The sequence below is a fragment of the Serratia sp. 201 genome, assembly GCF_037027545.1.
Taxonomy (GTDB): Bacteria; Pseudomonadota; Gammaproteobacteria; order Enterobacterales; family Enterobacteriaceae; genus Serratia; species Serratia bockelmannii.
The window spans coordinates 1,509,372-1,524,306 of sequence record NZ_JAXCHC010000002.1 but is presented as its reverse complement, the minus strand read 5'-3'; the positions used below and the strand labels follow the sequence as shown (position 1 = coordinate 1,524,306).

The window sequence follows — 14,935 nt, the reverse complement described above, 5'->3', positions numbered from 1 at the left end:
TTAGCGTGCTTCGCTTTATTCAGCCCTCATCGTGACGATGGGGGTTTTTTATTGTGCGGGCGGCAAGCCGTCGACGATGGTAATCATGGCTTCCGCCACGTGGCGCCGCTGTTGTTTTGCCAATTGATAGGCCGGTGAATGGTAGCAGGCCAACGCGGTAGCGTAGTCGTCGAATTCGATCAGCACATGCTTTATGAACGCCGGGCCTTCCAGCGTTTGCGCCTGTTCGCCGCGGGCGAGAAAACGGGCGTTGAACTGGCGAAACGCCTGGGGCGCCAAATTCATATAATGCTGATATTGCTGCGGATCTCTTACGGTGACATGGGCAATCCAATACGCGGGCATTTCAGGACTCCTGCTGCAGAATGCGCTTGGCCAGTGCGGCAGCCTCGGTCAGATGTTCGATGACCTCTTGCCTGGCCTGCGTCGGGTTGTTTTGCTCGATGGCGTGATAGATCCGCGTCATGCGCTCGAAACCGGCCAGCTGACGCTCCGGGGTTTTCAGGGTCAGGGCACGCAGGCGACTGATGCGGCTATTCAGGCGTTGAACGATTTCCCAGGCGATGGCGTGATGGGCCACTTGGAAAATGGTTTCATAAAAAGCCTGCGACGCTTCAACGCGCTGAATATCGTCCTGCCCGGCCGAAGCCTGATTAATTGCAATTAATTTTTCATGCAGTTTCTTTTTATCTTCCGGCCCAGCGTTCAAGGCGCAGTCGTGAGCGGCATCCTGTTCAAGCAGCAGACGAATAGTATAAATCTGCTCGGCAATGTCCCAGGTTAAAATAGCGACAATCGGCCCTTTCTTACCGAGCGTCTCAATGAGTCCCTCCGCTTCGAGATAACGGATCACCTCACGCACTACGCTGCGGCTGACGCCCAGCTCCTCGCACAGGCTGCGTTCCACCAAACGATCGCCGGCCTGAAAATACCCTGAGATAATCGCCTGCCTAATTTTCGCCAATGCCAATTCGCGCAAGGTGACCGGTGCATTCTCAATCTTCAATGATGCCTGAACCATAATTGTCTCTATTTTTTGTGGATCATCATTAATCCGGATAACGACGCGAATTCCCGTTTGCCCGGTACTATTAACATCTTTCCAACCCGCAAAGCAACGGCGGCCGATTTCGCGCCGCATCGCCAAAACGGTGAATGTTGCAGCAGCTCACAAAATCGAAAGATAGCCTAAAAAAACCGCTTTTCGTTGCCGATACCCGCTGGCTCAACGGGTTCGGCATCGGCACAGGTTGCCGAGTGGGGGCGGTCATGGCCGGCGTTTTGCCCCCAGTCAAAGCCCAATCGAGTTTATTAATGCATTGATTAATAAGTGTTATTTCCAATTTATTTTTGCCGTCTCATCGTAAAATAAGAATACCGTATTATGGTATACCAAATTTTGACATGCCAATCTGCCCGATGCTATACCCTCGAATCGTGACACATGGTTAACATTCGATTTACTTTTCGAGGTCCCTTATGCATCAAGACATTCGCAAGACCCTGGTCTCTACCGAAACGATCTACACCGACGGCGGCAAATCGGCGGGCAAACCGCTGGTGATGATCGCCGCTGCGGCGGTCATCAAAAACCCCTGGGCCAGACAAGGCTTTGTCGAGGATCTGGCGCCAAAGATTCGAGAAATGGCGCCGGTGCTGGGTGAGCTGCTGACCGGTTTGATCCTCAAGGAGGCCGGTTCCGGCGAGCGGGTGGAAGCCTTCGGCAAAAGCGCGGTGGTGGGGCTGGGCGGCGAGTTGGAACACGCCTCGGCGCTGATCCACACGCTGCATTTTGGCAACCACTACCGCTCGGCGGTCAACGGCAAAAGCTATCTGGCGTTCAACAATACCCGTGGGCCGGCCAACGCGCCGATTCTGATCCCGATGATGGGGAAAAACGACGAAGGCAGCCGTGAGCACTACCTGACATTCCAGTTCAACATCAACGACGCGCCTTTCGACGACGAAATCGTCATTGCACTGGGCGCGGCGCTGGGGGGGCGGCCGCATCACCGTATCGGAAACCGTTATTTGGATCTGAAAGAGTTGGGCCATGATCAGAACAATCCGGCAGCTGTCTGAGCCCGCTCTGCGGGTGGGGTATCTGGAGGCCGGGCGTGGCGAGCAGCTGGTGTTGATCCACGGCGTAGGCATGAATGCGGAGGTCTGGTATCCCCAGCTCGATGCGCTCAGCGCGCGCTTTCGGGTTATCGCCGTCGATATGCCGGGCCACGGCGAAAGCGAAGGCTTCTCCCACGCCGCGACGCTGGAGGATTACGTGCGCTGGATGGCGGCTTTCTTAAACACCCTGGATGCGCCGAGCGTTGCGGTGGCGGGGCACTCGATGGGAGCCTTGATCACGGCCGGTTTGGCGATCGATTATCCGGAGCGGGTTAATCGTGCCGTGGTGATGAGCGGCGTGTTCCAGCGTACGGCCCAAGCCAGCGCCGCGGTCGCGCAACGCGCCAGCGCGTTGGCCAACGGCCAGACACAGCTCGACTCGCCGCTGAGCCGGTGGTTCGGCGCCGATCCTGTCGAACAGCATCTGCGCCGGCAGGTGGGCGGCTGGTTGCAACAGGTGGACGTTGCGGGCTATGCCCGCGCGTATCAGGCATTTGCAACCGGCGATCGGGTGTATGCCCAGCGTTGGCACCTTATCCGCTGCCCGGTATTGGTGCTGACCGGCGAGCACGACGCCAACTCCAGCCCTGAGATGGCGCGGCAAATGGCGCAGGCCGCCCCAAACGGGCGCGCAGTGATCATTGAGAACGCCAAACACATGGTCAGTCTGACCGATGCGCAACGCGTCAACGCGCTGATGCTCGATTTTCTGACCGCAGAGCAACCTTTGACTTTAGGAGCGGCTAATGGACGCGGATAAACGCAGGCAGTTGCGCGACGCTTTCGGCGCCTTTATGACCGGCGTCACCATTGTGACTTCGGTGGACAAGCACGGGCGGCCGATTGGCTTCACCGCCAATTCGTTTTCGTCGGTCTCGCTGGATCCGGCGCTGCTGTTGGTGAGCATCGATAAGCGTTCGGCGAACTTGGAGCACTTTACCCAGTGCAGCCATTTCGCCATCAATATTCTGGCGGAACGGCAAAAAGAGGCTTCAACCATTTTTGCGCAAAAGAACGAAGACCGCTTTGCGCTGATCGATTGGCGCTGGAGCGCGTCACGGGTGCCGCTTATCGATAACAGTTCGGCGTGGTTCGACTGCGCGCTGCATCAGGTGGTGGACGCCGGCGACCATGCCATTCTGATCGGCAAAGTAGAGGGGTTCGAGTCCAACGCGACCGCCGGTCTGGGGTATTACCGCGGTGCATACTTCACGCCTTATCAAAACGCGCAGTCGCTGATTGGCGGGCCGCAGGTGGTGGTGAGCGCGCTGATCGAGTTTGAAGGGCACGCCGTGATGGTGCGGCAAAACGACGGCGGCTATCAGCTGCCGTCCAGCCCGGTGGAGAAACGCAGCGTCAGCGAAACGTTGGGGGATTTACTGCAGCAGTTGGGCATCAATGCCCATCCGGGTTTCGTCTATTCCGTCTACGACGACCGGCAGAAGAACCAGCAACACATCGTTTTTCTGTGCGCGCTGCCGACCGACGCCGGCAGCCTGACGCCGCAGCTGAGCACGGCGGAATGGTTCGACATGCCGACGCTGGCACGGTTGCCGATCAAGGATCCGGCGCTGCGGTCGATGATGGGCCGGTTCGTCAAAGAAAACGCCGTGGGGAATTACGGTATCTATTATGGCGATGAGCACAGCGGTGCCATCAAGCAATTCGCCGGTTGAAGCTAAGCGGGAGAGTGTGATGAAACTGTCTTTATTCGTGCATATGGAACGAACGTTACCCGAAGAATCCCAGGAAAAGCTATACCAGGAGATGATCGAACTGTGTGAAATCGCCGATCGCGGTGGCATGCACGCCATCTGGACCGGTGAGCACCACGGCATGAATTTCACCATTGCGCCGAATCCGTTCATCAATCTGGCGGATATCGCCCGGCGCACGTCCAGGGTGCGGCTCGGCACCGGCACCATCATTGCGCCATTCAATCACCCGATCCGTCTGGCGGGCGAGGCGGCGATGACCGATATCATCACCGGCGGCAGGCTGGAGCTGGGCATTGCGCGCGGCGCCTATTCCTATGAATACGAACGGCTGATGCCCGGTTTAACCGCCTGGGATGCCGGGCAGCGCATGCGCGAGCTGATCCCGGCGGTGAAAAAACTGTGGCAGGGCGACTATGCCCATCAGGGGGAATACTGGTCGTTCCCGGCGACCACCTCTTCGCCGCTGCCGAAACAGCAACCGCATCCGCCGATTTGGGTAGCGGCGCGCGATCCCAACAGTCACGAATTTGCGGTGCAAAACGGCTGCAACGTTCAGGTTACGCCGCTGCATCAGGGGGAAGAGGAGATCGTAAGGCTGGTAACCTGTTTCAACGAGGCTCGCGCGCGTTTCGCCGCCGAGCAGCCGCTGAAGATCATGCTGTTGCAGCATGGCTACGTGGCGGAAGACGAGGCGGACGCCCGCCTGGCGGCGGAAGAACTCAACCGTTTCTACCACTACTTCGGCGCCTGGTTCAAGAATCAACGTCCGGTTCAAAAAGGGTTGATTCAGCCGCTCAGCGACGAGGAGATTGCTGCCAATACCTATTACTCCGCCGACATGATGCGTAGCAACCTAGCTATCGGCACCGCCAATGAGGTCATTACGCGACTGAAAAAATATGAGGCGCTGGGTTATGACGAGTTTGCGTTGTGGATTGACAGCGGCATGAGCTTTGCGCGTAAAAAGGCCTCTCTGGAGCGGTTCATTCGCTGCGTGATGCCGGAATTTCACTGACGGAGGCGCTAATGGAGTCGTTCGAACTTTACATTGATGGCCGATTTGATGGCGGATCGGCGACCTTCGCCTCGCTCAATCCGGCGACCGGTGAACCCTGGGCGCAGGTGGCGGAAGCGCGCACCCAGGATGTGGATCGCGCCGTTGCGGCGGCGCACCGGGCATTTCAGGGGGCCGAATGGCGCGACATGACCGCCGGCGCGCGCGGCAAGCTGTTATTGCGGCTGGCCGACTTGCTTGAGCAGCACGCCCCCGAGCTGGCGCGGCTGGAGACGCTGGATACCGGCAAGATCATCCGGGAAACCCGGGCGCAGATCGCCTATGTGGCGGAGTACTACCGGTACTACGCCGGCCTGGCCGACAAGATGGAAGGCAGCGTGCTGGCGATCGACAAACCCGACATGGAAACCTGGGTTCGACGCGAACCTATTGGGGTGGTGGCGGCGATCGTGCCCTGGAACAGCCAGCTGTTTCTCGCGGCGGTGAAAATCGGCCCGGCGATCGCCGCCGGCTGCACGCTGGTGGTCAAGGCGGCGGAAACTGCGCCTGTGCCGCTGCTGGCGTTCGCCAAACTGATAGATGAGGCCGGCTTTCCACGCGGCGTGTGCAATGTGATCACCGGATTTGCCGCCGACTGCGGCGCGGTGCTGACGGCGCATCCGCAGGTAGACCACATCGCTTTTACCGGCGGCGCGGAAACCGCGAAGCACATCGTTCGCGGCAGTGCGGAAAATCTCGCCAGCACCTCGCTGGAGCTGGGCGGGAAATCGCCGTTTATCGTCTTCGACGACGCGGATCTGACCAGCGCGGCGAATGCGCAGGTGGCGGCCATTTTCGCTGCGTCGGGCCAGAGTTGCGTGGCCGGTTCGCGGCTGCTGGTGGCGGAAAGCATCAAAGACGCGTTTTTGGCCCGGCTGACGGAGAAGATACGCAGCATTCGCATCGGGCCGCCGGATCGCCCAGACACTCAGTTCGGGCCGCTTTGCACCCGGCAGCAGCAAGCGCGGATCGCCGCCATCGTCAACCGTTCGTTGGAGCAGGGGGCGAAACTGGTGATTGGCCATGCGGCGATCGCTTCGCCAGGCTTTTACTACCCGCCGACGATCGTCGATTGCAGCGCGCAACCCGACGCCGAGTGCGTGAAGCAAGAGCTGTTCGGCCCGGTGCTGTCGGTGTTGACCTTCAGGGACGAAGCGGAAGCCATTCAGCTCGCCAATGATTCTGCCTATGGCCTGGCGGCCGGTATTTTCACGCAGAATCTGACGCGCGCGCACCGGGTGACCCGTCGCCTGCGGGTGGGCGTGGTGTGGCTCAATACCTATCGAGCGGTATCGCCGCTGGCGCCGTTCGGCGGTTACGGCAAGTCGGGGTTTGGCCGCGAGGGCGGGATTGACGCCGCGCTGGAATACACCACCAGCAAGACGGTATGGCTGCGCACCAGTGACGATCCGATAGACGATCCCTTCGTCATGCGCTGAGCCAGCGCAATCAGGCGCGATCTCGGATCGCGCCGGCAACCCAGTTTTCATCGCGTTGAAACCGGCGACCGCAATGTCGCCGGGGCAAACGCACGCTTTTTTCGACGTATTGGCACCCTACACGCTGTAAAAAATAATAATCCAGGTTAACCGGGGGATATATGAATTCTCAGCCAGAGCAGACCGCGTTTATTGAAGACAAGTCGATCGATTTTGTTCCCGCCGGGGAGCGTCATGGCCATGCCCGCAGCCTGTTCACCCTGTGGTTTTGCACCAACATTGCGCCGCTGGCGGTCGTGACCGGGGCCATCTCCACGCAGACGTTTCATCTCGATATTCTCTCGGCGCTGAGCGCGATTATCGCCGGCCACCTGTTCGGCGGCATTTTTCTGGCGCTGACCTCGGCCCAGGGGCCGCAGGTCGGGATACCGCAAATGGTGCAGAGTCGGGCGCAGTTCGGCCGCTATGGGTCGCTGTTGGTGATCGTGTTCGCCACGGTGATCTATCTGGGATTCTTCATTTCTAACATCACGCTCTCGGGCAAGGTCATCCATAACGTCATCCCGTCATTGAACATGGGCGCGGCGACGGTGATTGGCGCGGTGCTGGCGACGCTGATCGGGGTGGTGGGCTACCGTTTCATCCATAAGATCAACAAAATCGGCGCCTGGGTGATGGGCAGCGCGTTGATCCTCGGGCTGGTATTGATGTTTTCTCAACCGCTGCCGGCGGATTTTTGGCTGCGGGGATCGTTCAGCATTGCCGGTTGGTTCGCCACGTTCTGCATCGGCGCCGTCTGGCAAATCAGCTTCTCGCCCTACACGTCAGACTATTCGCGCTACCTGCCGGCGGAAGTCGGCATTGCCAAACCGTTCCTGTATACCTACTTCGGCGCCTGCAGCGGCACCATTTTGGCCTTTGTGTTCGGCATGGTGGCGGTCAATCTGGTCGCCGGCAGCGATGATGTCATGGAGGCGGTGCGTCAGGCGACGGGAGGGGTGGGGCCGGTGCTGATGGTGCTGTTTCTGATCAACATCATCTGCCATAACTCGATGAATTTGTACGGTGCGGTGCTCTCGTTGATTACCGCCGTACAAACCTTCTTGCCGCAGTGGATGCCGAATGCGCGTATACGCACGCTGTTCTCGACATTGATTCTGCTGGGATCGGTATGGGTGGCGTTGGTCGCCTCGGCCAACTTTGTACATCTGTTCCTGAACCTGATCTTTGCCTTGATCTCGGTGCTGATCCCGTGGTGCATGATCAACCTGATCGATTTTTACCTGCTTAACCGCCAACGCTATGACATTTCGGCCATTTTCAGCGCCGACGGCGGGCGCTATGGCCTGCTTAACACCCGCGCGCTCGGCGTTTATTTCGGCGGTATTGCGGTGCAGGTGCCTTTTGTTGAGAACGCGTTCTTCTCCGGCCCTTACGCCAATCTGATCCCGGGCGCAGACATTTCCTGGGTGATCAGCATGGTGCTGACCGGTATCGCATACCCATTGTGTTGTTCACGACGGGCTAACTGGGCAGTGCAGCTTTAAATGTCATCGCCCTGGAAAAGCCGCTGCTGCCAGTGCAACAGTTGGGTCAGCGTGACTGGCGCCGCGTCAGCCATGGCCACGCGATCTTCCAAGGCAATTTCTCGGGCGCGCTGCAACGATTCGATGCTGAGGCGCTGCAAGTTTTGTTGCGTCGCCTGTTGTATTTGCGCCAGTTCACCCGCGCTAACGTGCGGCAACTCATGACGCATCTGCAATAAGAATTCGTCGGTTAACTGCCTCAGCTGTTCAACGGTGAACGTCGGGGATTGCAGCGCGAACAGCAGGCCTTCGGCATCGGCGCAGCGGTGGAAGGCGCATTGCACCACGTAACCCACGTTGCGTTCCACGCGCAGCCGCTGAAAATAGCGCGGCGCGTAAAGCTGGGCCAGCACGCGCAGCGCCCAACGGCCTTCGGCTTCATCGTTTTGCAGCGGGTAAAACTGCAGTAAGGCACTTTCGGCGCCGCTTTCCGTCAGCGTGATGGGGCAATGATGTTGATGTGTCGGCAGCGGCGGCTCCGCGGCCACGAAATAGGGGAAGTCGTACAGCAGGTGCGACAGCTGCCGTTTTAACTCGCCATCGCCGCCGATCAAGGTGGCATGCCATTGTGCTGCTTCGGTTGGCGCACTGAGCGCCGCCGGCAATTGAGCTAACAGGCGGCGAATGGCGATATCGCTTTGTTCTTTCAGCTGCGTATGGCGCAGGTTTCTCGCCGCTTCGCTGAGAACGGTCGGCGGCAACACCGCCAGCGCTCGGTTCACCTCACTCAGCCCGTGGCAGATCAGCGCGTGGCTGCCCGCCAGTTGCAGCAGCCACACGCCCTGATGGCGCTCGAAGCTCAAATGTCCCTCCCGATGCGCCAGTTCTGCCGCCCCGGTGCGCAGCGCCGCCTGTAAGCCGTAGGCCTGTCCATCGCTGAAGCGGCTCGACGGCGCCGGCCGCAGCAGCAGCACAGGCTGCGCTTCGCCGGGGAGCAGATGCCGCAGCGGCGCCAGGCCGGAAGGCAAGGTCGGACTAAGCAGCGCCGCCGAGGTGGCGAAAAAGCGGAAAGGTTCCGCGGCAGACGTCAGCGCGGCGCCGGCGAAGGGGCCAAGCGCCAGCGGCAGCCCTTGAATTTCACGGGTTTCGCCGTGGCCATCAGGCCGCACGGCCAGGCGACGGCGCGGCGCGCTAATCAGCGCCGCAATATGCCGCGGCCAATCGTCGTTCGACTCCACCGGCGGTAGCCCAAGCGCTCTGGCCTGCAGCTGATCGAGCGGCGCCAAACGGTGGAAATCGCGATTTGCCAGCCGCTCGTAATGCGCAAGCTGAGCCGGTGTCAGCACCTGCAGCGCCTGTAGCCACGCCAGCAGGGCGCTTTCGATGTGGGCAGCTTCAGCGGCTGAACCGCGATTGACGGTAAAGATAAAACTCAGCAGGGCGTTGTTCTCACTGCAGCGCGAATAGTCCAGCCGAACGGCGTCACACCACGCCTGAGCGCGCAGCCGCGCCAGCAGCCCGCCGGGGGCTTCGTCCAACAGCAGGCGCTCCAGCCGCCGCAGCCAACCGCGTGAATGGGAACGCGACAGGGCAAATACCAGCCTCAGCTGCGGCGTGCCGGGAAGAGACAGGGTGTAATCTTTCGCGGCGGTTAGCGGCGGTGAGGCTTCGTGCGGTATGGCGCTGCCCGATGGCAAGCGGCTGCCGTAGCGCTGTGCCAGCGCATGCAGCTGCGCCAGCGATTGCGGGCCTTGCAGCCACAGCGTCATGTTTGGCGCGCGAAAATAGCGCTGGTGAAACTGCCGCAGCGCCAGCTGCAACGCGGAAATGTCGCTGCCGAAGGCGGCGCGGCTGCCGATATGAAAGCGATGCATTGCACCAAGGCCGCCGAACATCTGCCGCTGCGCCGCTTCGCAGCGGGTTTCTACCTCGGCGCGCAGCAGGCGGTATTCGGCGTCGATGACCTCGATCTCCTGCTCAATCGCCTCGGTCGCCAGCTGTGGGGCGGAGAGCATATCGCTTAGCCGCGCCAACCCCTGCGCCAAATGTTCGGTGCCCACCTCGAAGAAAAACGCGGTTTGCGTAGCCTGGGTGGTGGCGTTCAGTCGGCCAGTGACCGACGGTACCCAGCTCATCAGGCCCTCTTGCGCGCTGAAGTTCGCGCTGCCGCGAAACAACATATGCTCCAGCAGGTGCGCCAGGCCCGGCCAGGCGACGGGCGCCTGAAAACTGCCCGCCTCAATGCGCACCAGCGCGGCGGCGCAGTCGGCAGCAGGGTCGCTTATCGCCTTGACGGCCAAACCGTTCTCGAGCTGCCAAGAGGCGCCGGCGAGTGCCATCGTCAACCCTTGAAGATCAGTCGGGAGTTGGTCTGATTGCGAAAACGCAGCTGATCGATACCGATCTGCGAACGGTTCGCCGCTTCCCGCGCCGCCAGAATGGTGCCGTGGTGCGGCGATTTGCCGCACACCGGGTCGGCGTTGTCGGCGTTGCCGGTTAGCATGAACGCCTGACAGCGGCAGCCGCCGTAGTCTTGCTCTTTCTCCGAGCAGGAACGGCAGGGCTCCGGCATCCAGTCATAGCCGCGATAGCGGTTAAAACCGAACGAGTGGTACCAGATATGCTGCAGATCGTGCTCCAGCACCGACGGGAAGGCGATCGGTAACTGACGGGCGCTGTGACAGGGTAACGCCATGCCTTCCGGCGTCACGCTCATGAAGATGGCGCCCCAGCCACCCATGCAGCCTTTGGGGCGCTCCTCGTAGTAGTCCGGCGTGACGAACAGCAGGTTGGCCAGCTTGCCGTCGGCGGCCATGCATTCGCGGTAGCGTTTCACCACGGTTTCCGCATCGGCGATCTGTTCGCGGGTCGGCAGCAGACCTTCACGGTTCAGGTGCGCCCAGCCGTAGAACTGGCAGGTCGCCAGCTCGACGTCGTCGGCGTCCAGCTGGATCGCCAGTTCGATAATGCGGTCGATCTGGCCGATATTATGGCGATGCAGCACGAAGTTGAGCACCATCGGATAGCCGAGCGCCTTGACCGCCTTGGCCATGGCCAACTTCTGCTGAAATGCTTTGGCGGAGCCCGCCAGCGCGGCGTTCAACGTTTCATCGCTGGCCTGAAAACTGATCTGAATGTGATCCAGCCCGGCGTCGGCGAAGGTCTGCAGCTTTTTCTCGGTCAGGCCGATGCCGGAGGTGATCAGGTTGGTGTAAAACCCGAGATCGCGGGCGGCGGCGATCAGCTCGGGCAGGTCTTTACGCACCAGCGGCTCACCGCCGGAGAAGCCGAGCTGCACGCTGCCCATCGCCCGCGCTTGGCGAAACACCTCGATCCACTGCGCGGTGGTCAGCTCTTTTTCCTGCGCGGCAAAATCGAGCGGGTTAGAGCAATAGGGGCACTGCAGCGGGCAGCGGTAGGTCAGCTCCGCCAGCAGCCAGAGCGGCGGATTCACCGCCGGCGCACGTGGTTCAGTCACGGAAGGTCACCCATTTTTGTTCGTAGGCGCGCTGGAAAAATTCCAGCACGTCGTCCGCTAACCCTTCGGCGCCGGGGAAGCGGGCGTTCAACTGGGCGATGATGCCGTTCAGCGTAGTGTGGCCGTCGACCAGTTGCAAAATGGCGGCGGCGCTGTCGTTCAGCTTGGCCATGCCTTCCGGGTAGAGGATCACATGGCTGTTTTGCACCTGCTCCCATTGCAGGCGGTAACCGCGGCGGAAGACGGGGGTGTGTTCAGGGTTCAGCGTCATTACACCAGCCTCTGGTTGTGCCATACCCGCGCGGCGGTCACGCTGTGGTAAGGCGGGCGGTTCAGGGTGTAGGCCATGCTCATGGCGTCCAGCATGCTCCACAGAATGTCCAGCTTGAACTGCAGGATCTCCAGCATGCGCTGCTGCTTTTCAACGGTGTCGCAATAGTCCAGAGCCAGCGCCAGGCCGTGTTCCACATCGCGGTTGGCCTGGCCGAGGCGGCTGCGGAAATAGTCGTAGCCGGCGGCGTCGATCCACGGGTAGTGCTGCGGCCAGCTGTCGAGGCGCGATTGGTGAATTTGCGGCGCGAACAGTTCGGTCAGTGAGCTGCAGGCCGCTTCCTGCCAGCAGGCGCGGCGCGCGAAGTTGACGTAGGCGTCCACCGCGAAGCGCACGCCCGGCAGTACCCGCTCGTCAGAGAGCAAAGTGTCGCGCTGCAGCCCAACGGCTTCGCCCAGGCGCAGCCAGGCCTCGATGCCACCTTCGCTGCCGCCGTAGCCGTCGTGATCCAGGATGCGCTGTACCCATTTGCGGCGTGTTTCCGGTTGTGGGCAGTTGGCCATGATCGCTGCATCCTTAATCGGAATGCTGGTCTGGTAGTAGAACCGGTTGGCCACCCAGCCCTGGATCTGCTCGCGGGTCGCTTCGCCGTTGTGCATCGCGATGTGGTACGGGTGGTGGATATGGTAATAAGCGCCTTTGGCGCGCAGCGCCGCTTCAAACGCCTGTGGGTCAAGGGGGAGTGGTTGCGTCATGGCGGTTCCCTACAGTTCGATATTCATGCCGTCCCAGCTCACTTCAATGCCGGCGGCGGTCAGGCTTTGCCGCTCTGCCGAGTTTTCATTGAGGATAGGGTTGGTATTGTTAATGTGGATCAGGATTTTGCGCCTGGCGGGCAAGGTGGCGAGCAGGGCCGCCAGCCCGTGTTCTTCCGCCAGCGCCAGATGCCCCATGTCCTTGCCGGTATTGCGGCCCACGCCGGCGTTGGCCAGCTCGTTGTCGCGCCACAGCGTGCCGTCGATCAGCAGGCAGTCCGCGCGGTGCAGCCACGGCATCAGCGCCTCGTCCGGCTCACCCAGGCCCGGTGCGTACAGCAGCCCGACCCCGCGTGCGGTATCTTCGATAAACAGCGCCACGTTGTGGCCCGGCAACGGACGATCGCGGTACGGCGAATAGGGCGGCGCGTTGCTGAGCAGCGGAATGGCGGTAAAGCGCACGGTCGGGCAGACCGCCGTGTGGAACGGCTCGCCGGGCGTCACCGGGTGGTGAATCAGCCCGCCGTTCCAGTGGGAGAGCATGGGAAACACCGGGAAGCCAGTGCTGAGATCGTCATGTACTTCAGGCGTGCACCAGACCTGGTGCGGACAGCCCTCACGCAAATTGAGCAAGCCCGAGCTGTGATCGATCTGGCTGTCGGTCAGCACGATCGCGCCGATGCCGGTGCCACGCAGCACGTCGGGGTTATTCAATTCGGGCGAGGCCAACAGTTGATGGCAAATGTCCGGGGAAACGTTGCACAGCACCCAGTTTTTACCGTCGTCGCTGATAGCGATGGAAGACTGCGTGCGGCGCGTGGCGCTGATGCTGTGGTCGCGAACGCCCCGACAGTTGTCGCAGTTGCAATTCCACTGGGGAAAGCCGCCGCCCGCCGCCGAGCCGAGAACTTTTATCTGCATGTCTAAACCAGAAAGAGAGGGAAAGAAATGCCCGCGCGAAGGGCGGGCAGACGGGCGATTAACGGTTGGAAATGTACAGCGTTACTTCCAGCCCCAGACGCAGGTCAACAAACTCAGGTTTAGTCCAGGTAGTCATAGCGGTGCTCCTTAGCATGCATCGTAATATGTCGAACCCAATGAGAAACGTTCGCATTCGGCCGGCCCAATGTTGACGAAATGTGACGGAGATCGCAACCTTTAAAGCGTAACCGGGTTATTCACCCCAGGTGGCGGCGAGCACGTTCAGCCAGTTGCGCCAGGTCAGCTTCTCCAGCAGCCGGTTATCGAACCCGGCCTGCGCCAGCGCTTGCGTCAGGCGCGGCAGGCCTGCGGCGTCCTCCAACGGTTGCGGTACGTTGACCCCGTCAAAATCAGAGCCAAACCCCACGCGATCTTCACCAAGTTTAGCGATCAAATACTCAACGTGTTTAACAATTTCTGTTAAGCCGGTCGTTGCACTGTCACGTTTACCGTCCGCCCGAAGGAAGGCGGTGCCGAAATTGACGCCGACCATCCCGCCGCTCTGGGCGATGGCGTCCAGCTGCGCGTCGGTCAGGTTGCGTGGCTGCGGGCAGAGGGCATGGGCATTGGAGTGGGTAGCGACCAGCGGTGCGGTGCTCAACGCGGCGGTTTGCCAGAAGGCTTTCTCGTTCATGTGCGAGACGTCTATCATGATGCGGCGCTGATTGCAGGCACGGATCAGCGCCTCGCCGGCCGGCGTCAGGCCGGGGCCGGTATCGGGTGAGCCGGGGAACGGCCCGCTGACGCCGGTACCGAAGGCGTTTGGCAGATTCCAGAATGGCCCGATGCTGCGCACGCCCAGCCGGTAGAAGGCCTCCAACTGCGTCAGTTCTGCATCGATCATGCCGGCGCCTTCGATATGCAGCACCGCGGCGATTTGCCGGTTGAGGCGGCACTGTTCTATTTCGGTGGCGGTGCGACAGATGCGCAGCTGTCCCTGAGAAGCCTGCTCCAGCTGCTGCAGGATGGCGATCTGCCGTTCGGCGATCGCCAGCGGATCGAAGGTGGCCTGCGCCTCGTCCTGCGTTTGATTACGCATCTGGGCGATATAGCTGACCGGAGGAATAAATACCGCGAACAGCCCGCCGAAAAATCCGCCGCGCCGCATGCGGGAGAAATCGAGGTGGCCCGGCGTGACGCGGGAATAAAAGGCGGCGACCGGATCGTCGTCATGCTGCAGCCACAGATTGAGCAGCAGGTCGTTATGGCCGTCGAAGACCGGCCAGAGAGGGGGAAGCGTCATGGGCGTTTCACTGAGTCAGGCATCGTGAACGCTATGTTCTCCCATCGAGCGAGGGGGAACAACCCTCGCTCGATGGGGAGATTCGAATGCAGTGAACATACGGAGATTAACCTGACCGAAATTATTTTCAGCCAGCGGTCAAGGTAATTTAAACGTGTGGATCAGCGTTGATTATGCCAATAAAATTGATGGTTCTGTAATATTTTAGACATTGATTTCTTGAATCAAATTTTATTTGTGGCAATATCGTCATCGCTTGTGTGTTGGGCACGCCGCCCCCCTAACTCACTGTTTGAAAATGAATTTCACCACTATCAATATAATAACTGTTGGTTATATTTAATGTGAT

At 60.5% G+C, this 14,935-nt stretch carries 15 protein-coding genes; 6 read left to right on the top strand and 9 right to left on the bottom strand.

What is annotated here, in order from left to right; all coding sequences use genetic code 11:
- Window positions 1-48: 48 nt before the first annotated feature.
- A complete protein-coding gene (locus WA302_RS15420) occupies window positions 49-345 on the bottom strand; it encodes a DUF1330 domain-containing protein (protein ID WP_238969336.1) in 297 nt (98 codons plus the stop codon).
- A gap of 1 nt (window position 346) precedes the next feature.
- Entirely contained in the window at window positions 347-1,141 is a 795-nt protein-coding gene (locus WA302_RS15415) for a GntR family transcriptional regulator (protein ID WP_225735574.1), read from the bottom strand.
- A gap of 338 nt (window positions 1,142-1,479) precedes the next feature.
- Here WA302_RS15415 and WA302_RS15410 point away from each other — a divergent pair, with 338 nt between their 5' ends.
- The 6 genes from WA302_RS15410 to WA302_RS15385 all read left to right on the top strand — a co-directional run bounded on the left by WA302_RS15410 (window position 1,480) and on the right by WA302_RS15385 (window position 7,879).
- Window positions 1,480-2,082 carry an amino acid synthesis family protein gene (locus tag WA302_RS15410; RefSeq protein ID WP_043137410.1) on the top strand — a complete coding sequence of 201 codons (603 nt, stop codon included), beginning with the start codon at window positions 1,480-1,482 and terminating at the stop codon, window positions 2,080-2,082.
- Window positions 2,054-2,881, top strand: coding sequence for an alpha/beta fold hydrolase (locus WA302_RS15405; RefSeq protein WP_238969337.1), 828 nt, complete (start codon window positions 2,054-2,056; stop codon window positions 2,879-2,881). Before WA302_RS15410 ends, WA302_RS15405 begins: the two co-directional genes overlap by 29 nt.
- Window positions 2,868-3,797, top strand: coding sequence for a flavin reductase family protein (locus WA302_RS15400; RefSeq protein WP_043137404.1), 930 nt, complete (start codon window positions 2,868-2,870; stop codon window positions 3,795-3,797). The genes WA302_RS15405 and WA302_RS15400 overlap by 14 nt, the downstream gene beginning before the upstream one ends.
- A gap of 19 nt (window positions 3,798-3,816) precedes the next feature.
- Window positions 3,817-4,854, top strand: coding sequence for an LLM class flavin-dependent oxidoreductase (locus tag WA302_RS15395; protein ID WP_043137401.1), 1,038 nt, complete (start codon window positions 3,817-3,819; stop codon window positions 4,852-4,854).
- An 11-nt stretch (window positions 4,855-4,865) separates the two neighbouring features.
- On the top strand, window positions 4,866-6,332 hold the full coding sequence (locus tag WA302_RS15390) for an aldehyde dehydrogenase (protein ID WP_238969338.1): 1,467 nt from the start codon (window positions 4,866-4,868) through the stop codon (window positions 6,330-6,332).
- 161 nt (window positions 6,333-6,493) lie between these two features.
- Window positions 6,494-7,879 carry a purine-cytosine permease family protein gene (locus tag WA302_RS15385; protein WP_261456365.1) on the top strand — a complete coding sequence of 462 codons (1,386 nt, stop codon included), beginning with the start codon at window positions 6,494-6,496 and terminating at the stop codon, window positions 7,877-7,879.
- Here the strand turns inward: WA302_RS15385 and pqqF are convergent.
- The 7 genes from pqqF to WA302_RS15350 form a co-directional block, all read right to left on the bottom strand.
- Window positions 7,876-10,197: a pyrroloquinoline quinone biosynthesis protein PqqF gene (gene pqqF / locus WA302_RS15380; protein ID WP_261456366.1), complete on the bottom strand. Its 2,322-nt coding sequence runs from the start codon at window positions 10,195-10,197 to the stop codon at window positions 7,876-7,878. The two genes, WA302_RS15385 and pqqF, sit on opposite strands and share 4 nt — an antisense overlap.
- Window positions 10,198-10,199: 2 nt before the next feature.
- The gene (gene pqqE / locus WA302_RS15375; RefSeq protein WP_025302818.1) at window positions 10,200-11,336 is read right to left on the bottom strand and encodes a pyrroloquinoline quinone biosynthesis protein PqqE; all 1,137 of its coding nucleotides are present in this window, start codon (window positions 11,334-11,336) and stop codon (window positions 10,200-10,202) included.
- A complete protein-coding gene (pqqD, locus tag WA302_RS15370; protein WP_016927749.1) occupies window positions 11,329-11,607 on the bottom strand; it encodes a pyrroloquinoline quinone biosynthesis peptide chaperone PqqD in 279 nt (92 codons plus the stop codon). Before pqqD ends, pqqE begins: the two co-directional genes overlap by 8 nt.
- Entirely contained in the window at window positions 11,607-12,362 is a 756-nt protein-coding gene (gene pqqC, locus WA302_RS15365) for a pyrroloquinoline-quinone synthase PqqC (RefSeq protein WP_261456367.1), read from the bottom strand. Before pqqC ends, pqqD begins: the two co-directional genes overlap by 1 nt.
- A gap of 9 nt (window positions 12,363-12,371) precedes the next feature.
- Window positions 12,372-13,283, bottom strand: coding sequence for a pyrroloquinoline quinone biosynthesis protein PqqB (pqqB, locus tag WA302_RS15360; RefSeq protein ID WP_197758730.1), 912 nt, complete (start codon window positions 13,281-13,283; stop codon window positions 12,372-12,374).
- Window positions 13,284-13,341: 58 nt separating this feature from the next.
- On the bottom strand, window positions 13,342-13,419 hold the full coding sequence (gene pqqA, locus WA302_RS15355) for a pyrroloquinoline quinone precursor peptide PqqA (protein ID WP_004937827.1): 78 nt from the start codon (window positions 13,417-13,419) through the stop codon (window positions 13,342-13,344).
- A 117-nt stretch (window positions 13,420-13,536) separates the two neighbouring features.
- The gene (locus tag WA302_RS15350; RefSeq protein ID WP_164099702.1) at window positions 13,537-14,586 is read right to left on the bottom strand and encodes a dipeptidase; all 1,050 of its coding nucleotides are present in this window, start codon (window positions 14,584-14,586) and stop codon (window positions 13,537-13,539) included.
- Window positions 14,587-14,935: the final 349 nt, after the last annotated feature.

Excerpts from the sequence above, each read along its gene's own strand:
- WA302_RS15385 (WP_261456365.1), top strand. The coding sequence starts at position 6,494 with ATGAATTCTCAGCCAGAGCAGACCGCGTTTATTGAAGACAAGTCGATC.
- pqqC (WP_261456367.1), bottom strand. The coding sequence starts at position 12,362 with ATGACGCAACCACTCCCCCTTGACCCACAGGCGTTTGAAGCGGCGCTG.
- WA302_RS15405 (WP_238969337.1), top strand. The coding sequence starts at position 2,054 with ATGATCAGAACAATCCGGCAGCTGTCTGAGCCCGCTCTGCGGGTGGGG.
- WA302_RS15350 (WP_164099702.1), bottom strand. The coding sequence starts at position 14,586 with ATGACGCTTCCCCCTCTCTGGCCGGTCTTCGACGGCCATAACGACCTG.
- pqqF (WP_261456366.1), bottom strand. The coding sequence starts at position 10,197 with ATGGCACTCGCCGGCGCCTCTTGGCAGCTCGAGAACGGTTTGGCCGTC.
- WA302_RS15400 (WP_043137404.1), top strand. The coding sequence starts at position 2,868 with ATGGACGCGGATAAACGCAGGCAGTTGCGCGACGCTTTCGGCGCCTTT.
- pqqB (WP_197758730.1), bottom strand. The coding sequence starts at position 13,283 with ATGCAGATAAAAGTTCTCGGCTCGGCGGCGGGCGGCGGCTTTCCCCAG.
- WA302_RS15395 (WP_043137401.1), top strand. The coding sequence starts at position 3,817 with ATGAAACTGTCTTTATTCGTGCATATGGAACGAACGTTACCCGAAGAA.
- pqqA (WP_004937827.1), bottom strand. The coding sequence starts at position 13,419 with ATGACTACCTGGACTAAACCTGAGTTTGTTGACCTGCGTCTGGGGCTG.
- WA302_RS15390 (WP_238969338.1), top strand. The coding sequence starts at position 4,866 with ATGGAGTCGTTCGAACTTTACATTGATGGCCGATTTGATGGCGGATCG.
- pqqD (WP_016927749.1), bottom strand. The coding sequence starts at position 11,607 with ATGACGCTGAACCCTGAACACACCCCCGTCTTCCGCCGCGGTTACCGC.
- WA302_RS15415 (WP_225735574.1), bottom strand. The coding sequence starts at position 1,141 with ATGCGGCGCGAAATCGGCCGCCGTTGCTTTGCGGGTTGGAAAGATGTT.
- WA302_RS15410 (WP_043137410.1), top strand. The coding sequence starts at position 1,480 with ATGCATCAAGACATTCGCAAGACCCTGGTCTCTACCGAAACGATCTAC.
- WA302_RS15420 (WP_238969336.1), bottom strand. The coding sequence starts at position 345 with ATGCCCGCGTATTGGATTGCCCATGTCACCGTAAGAGATCCGCAGCAA.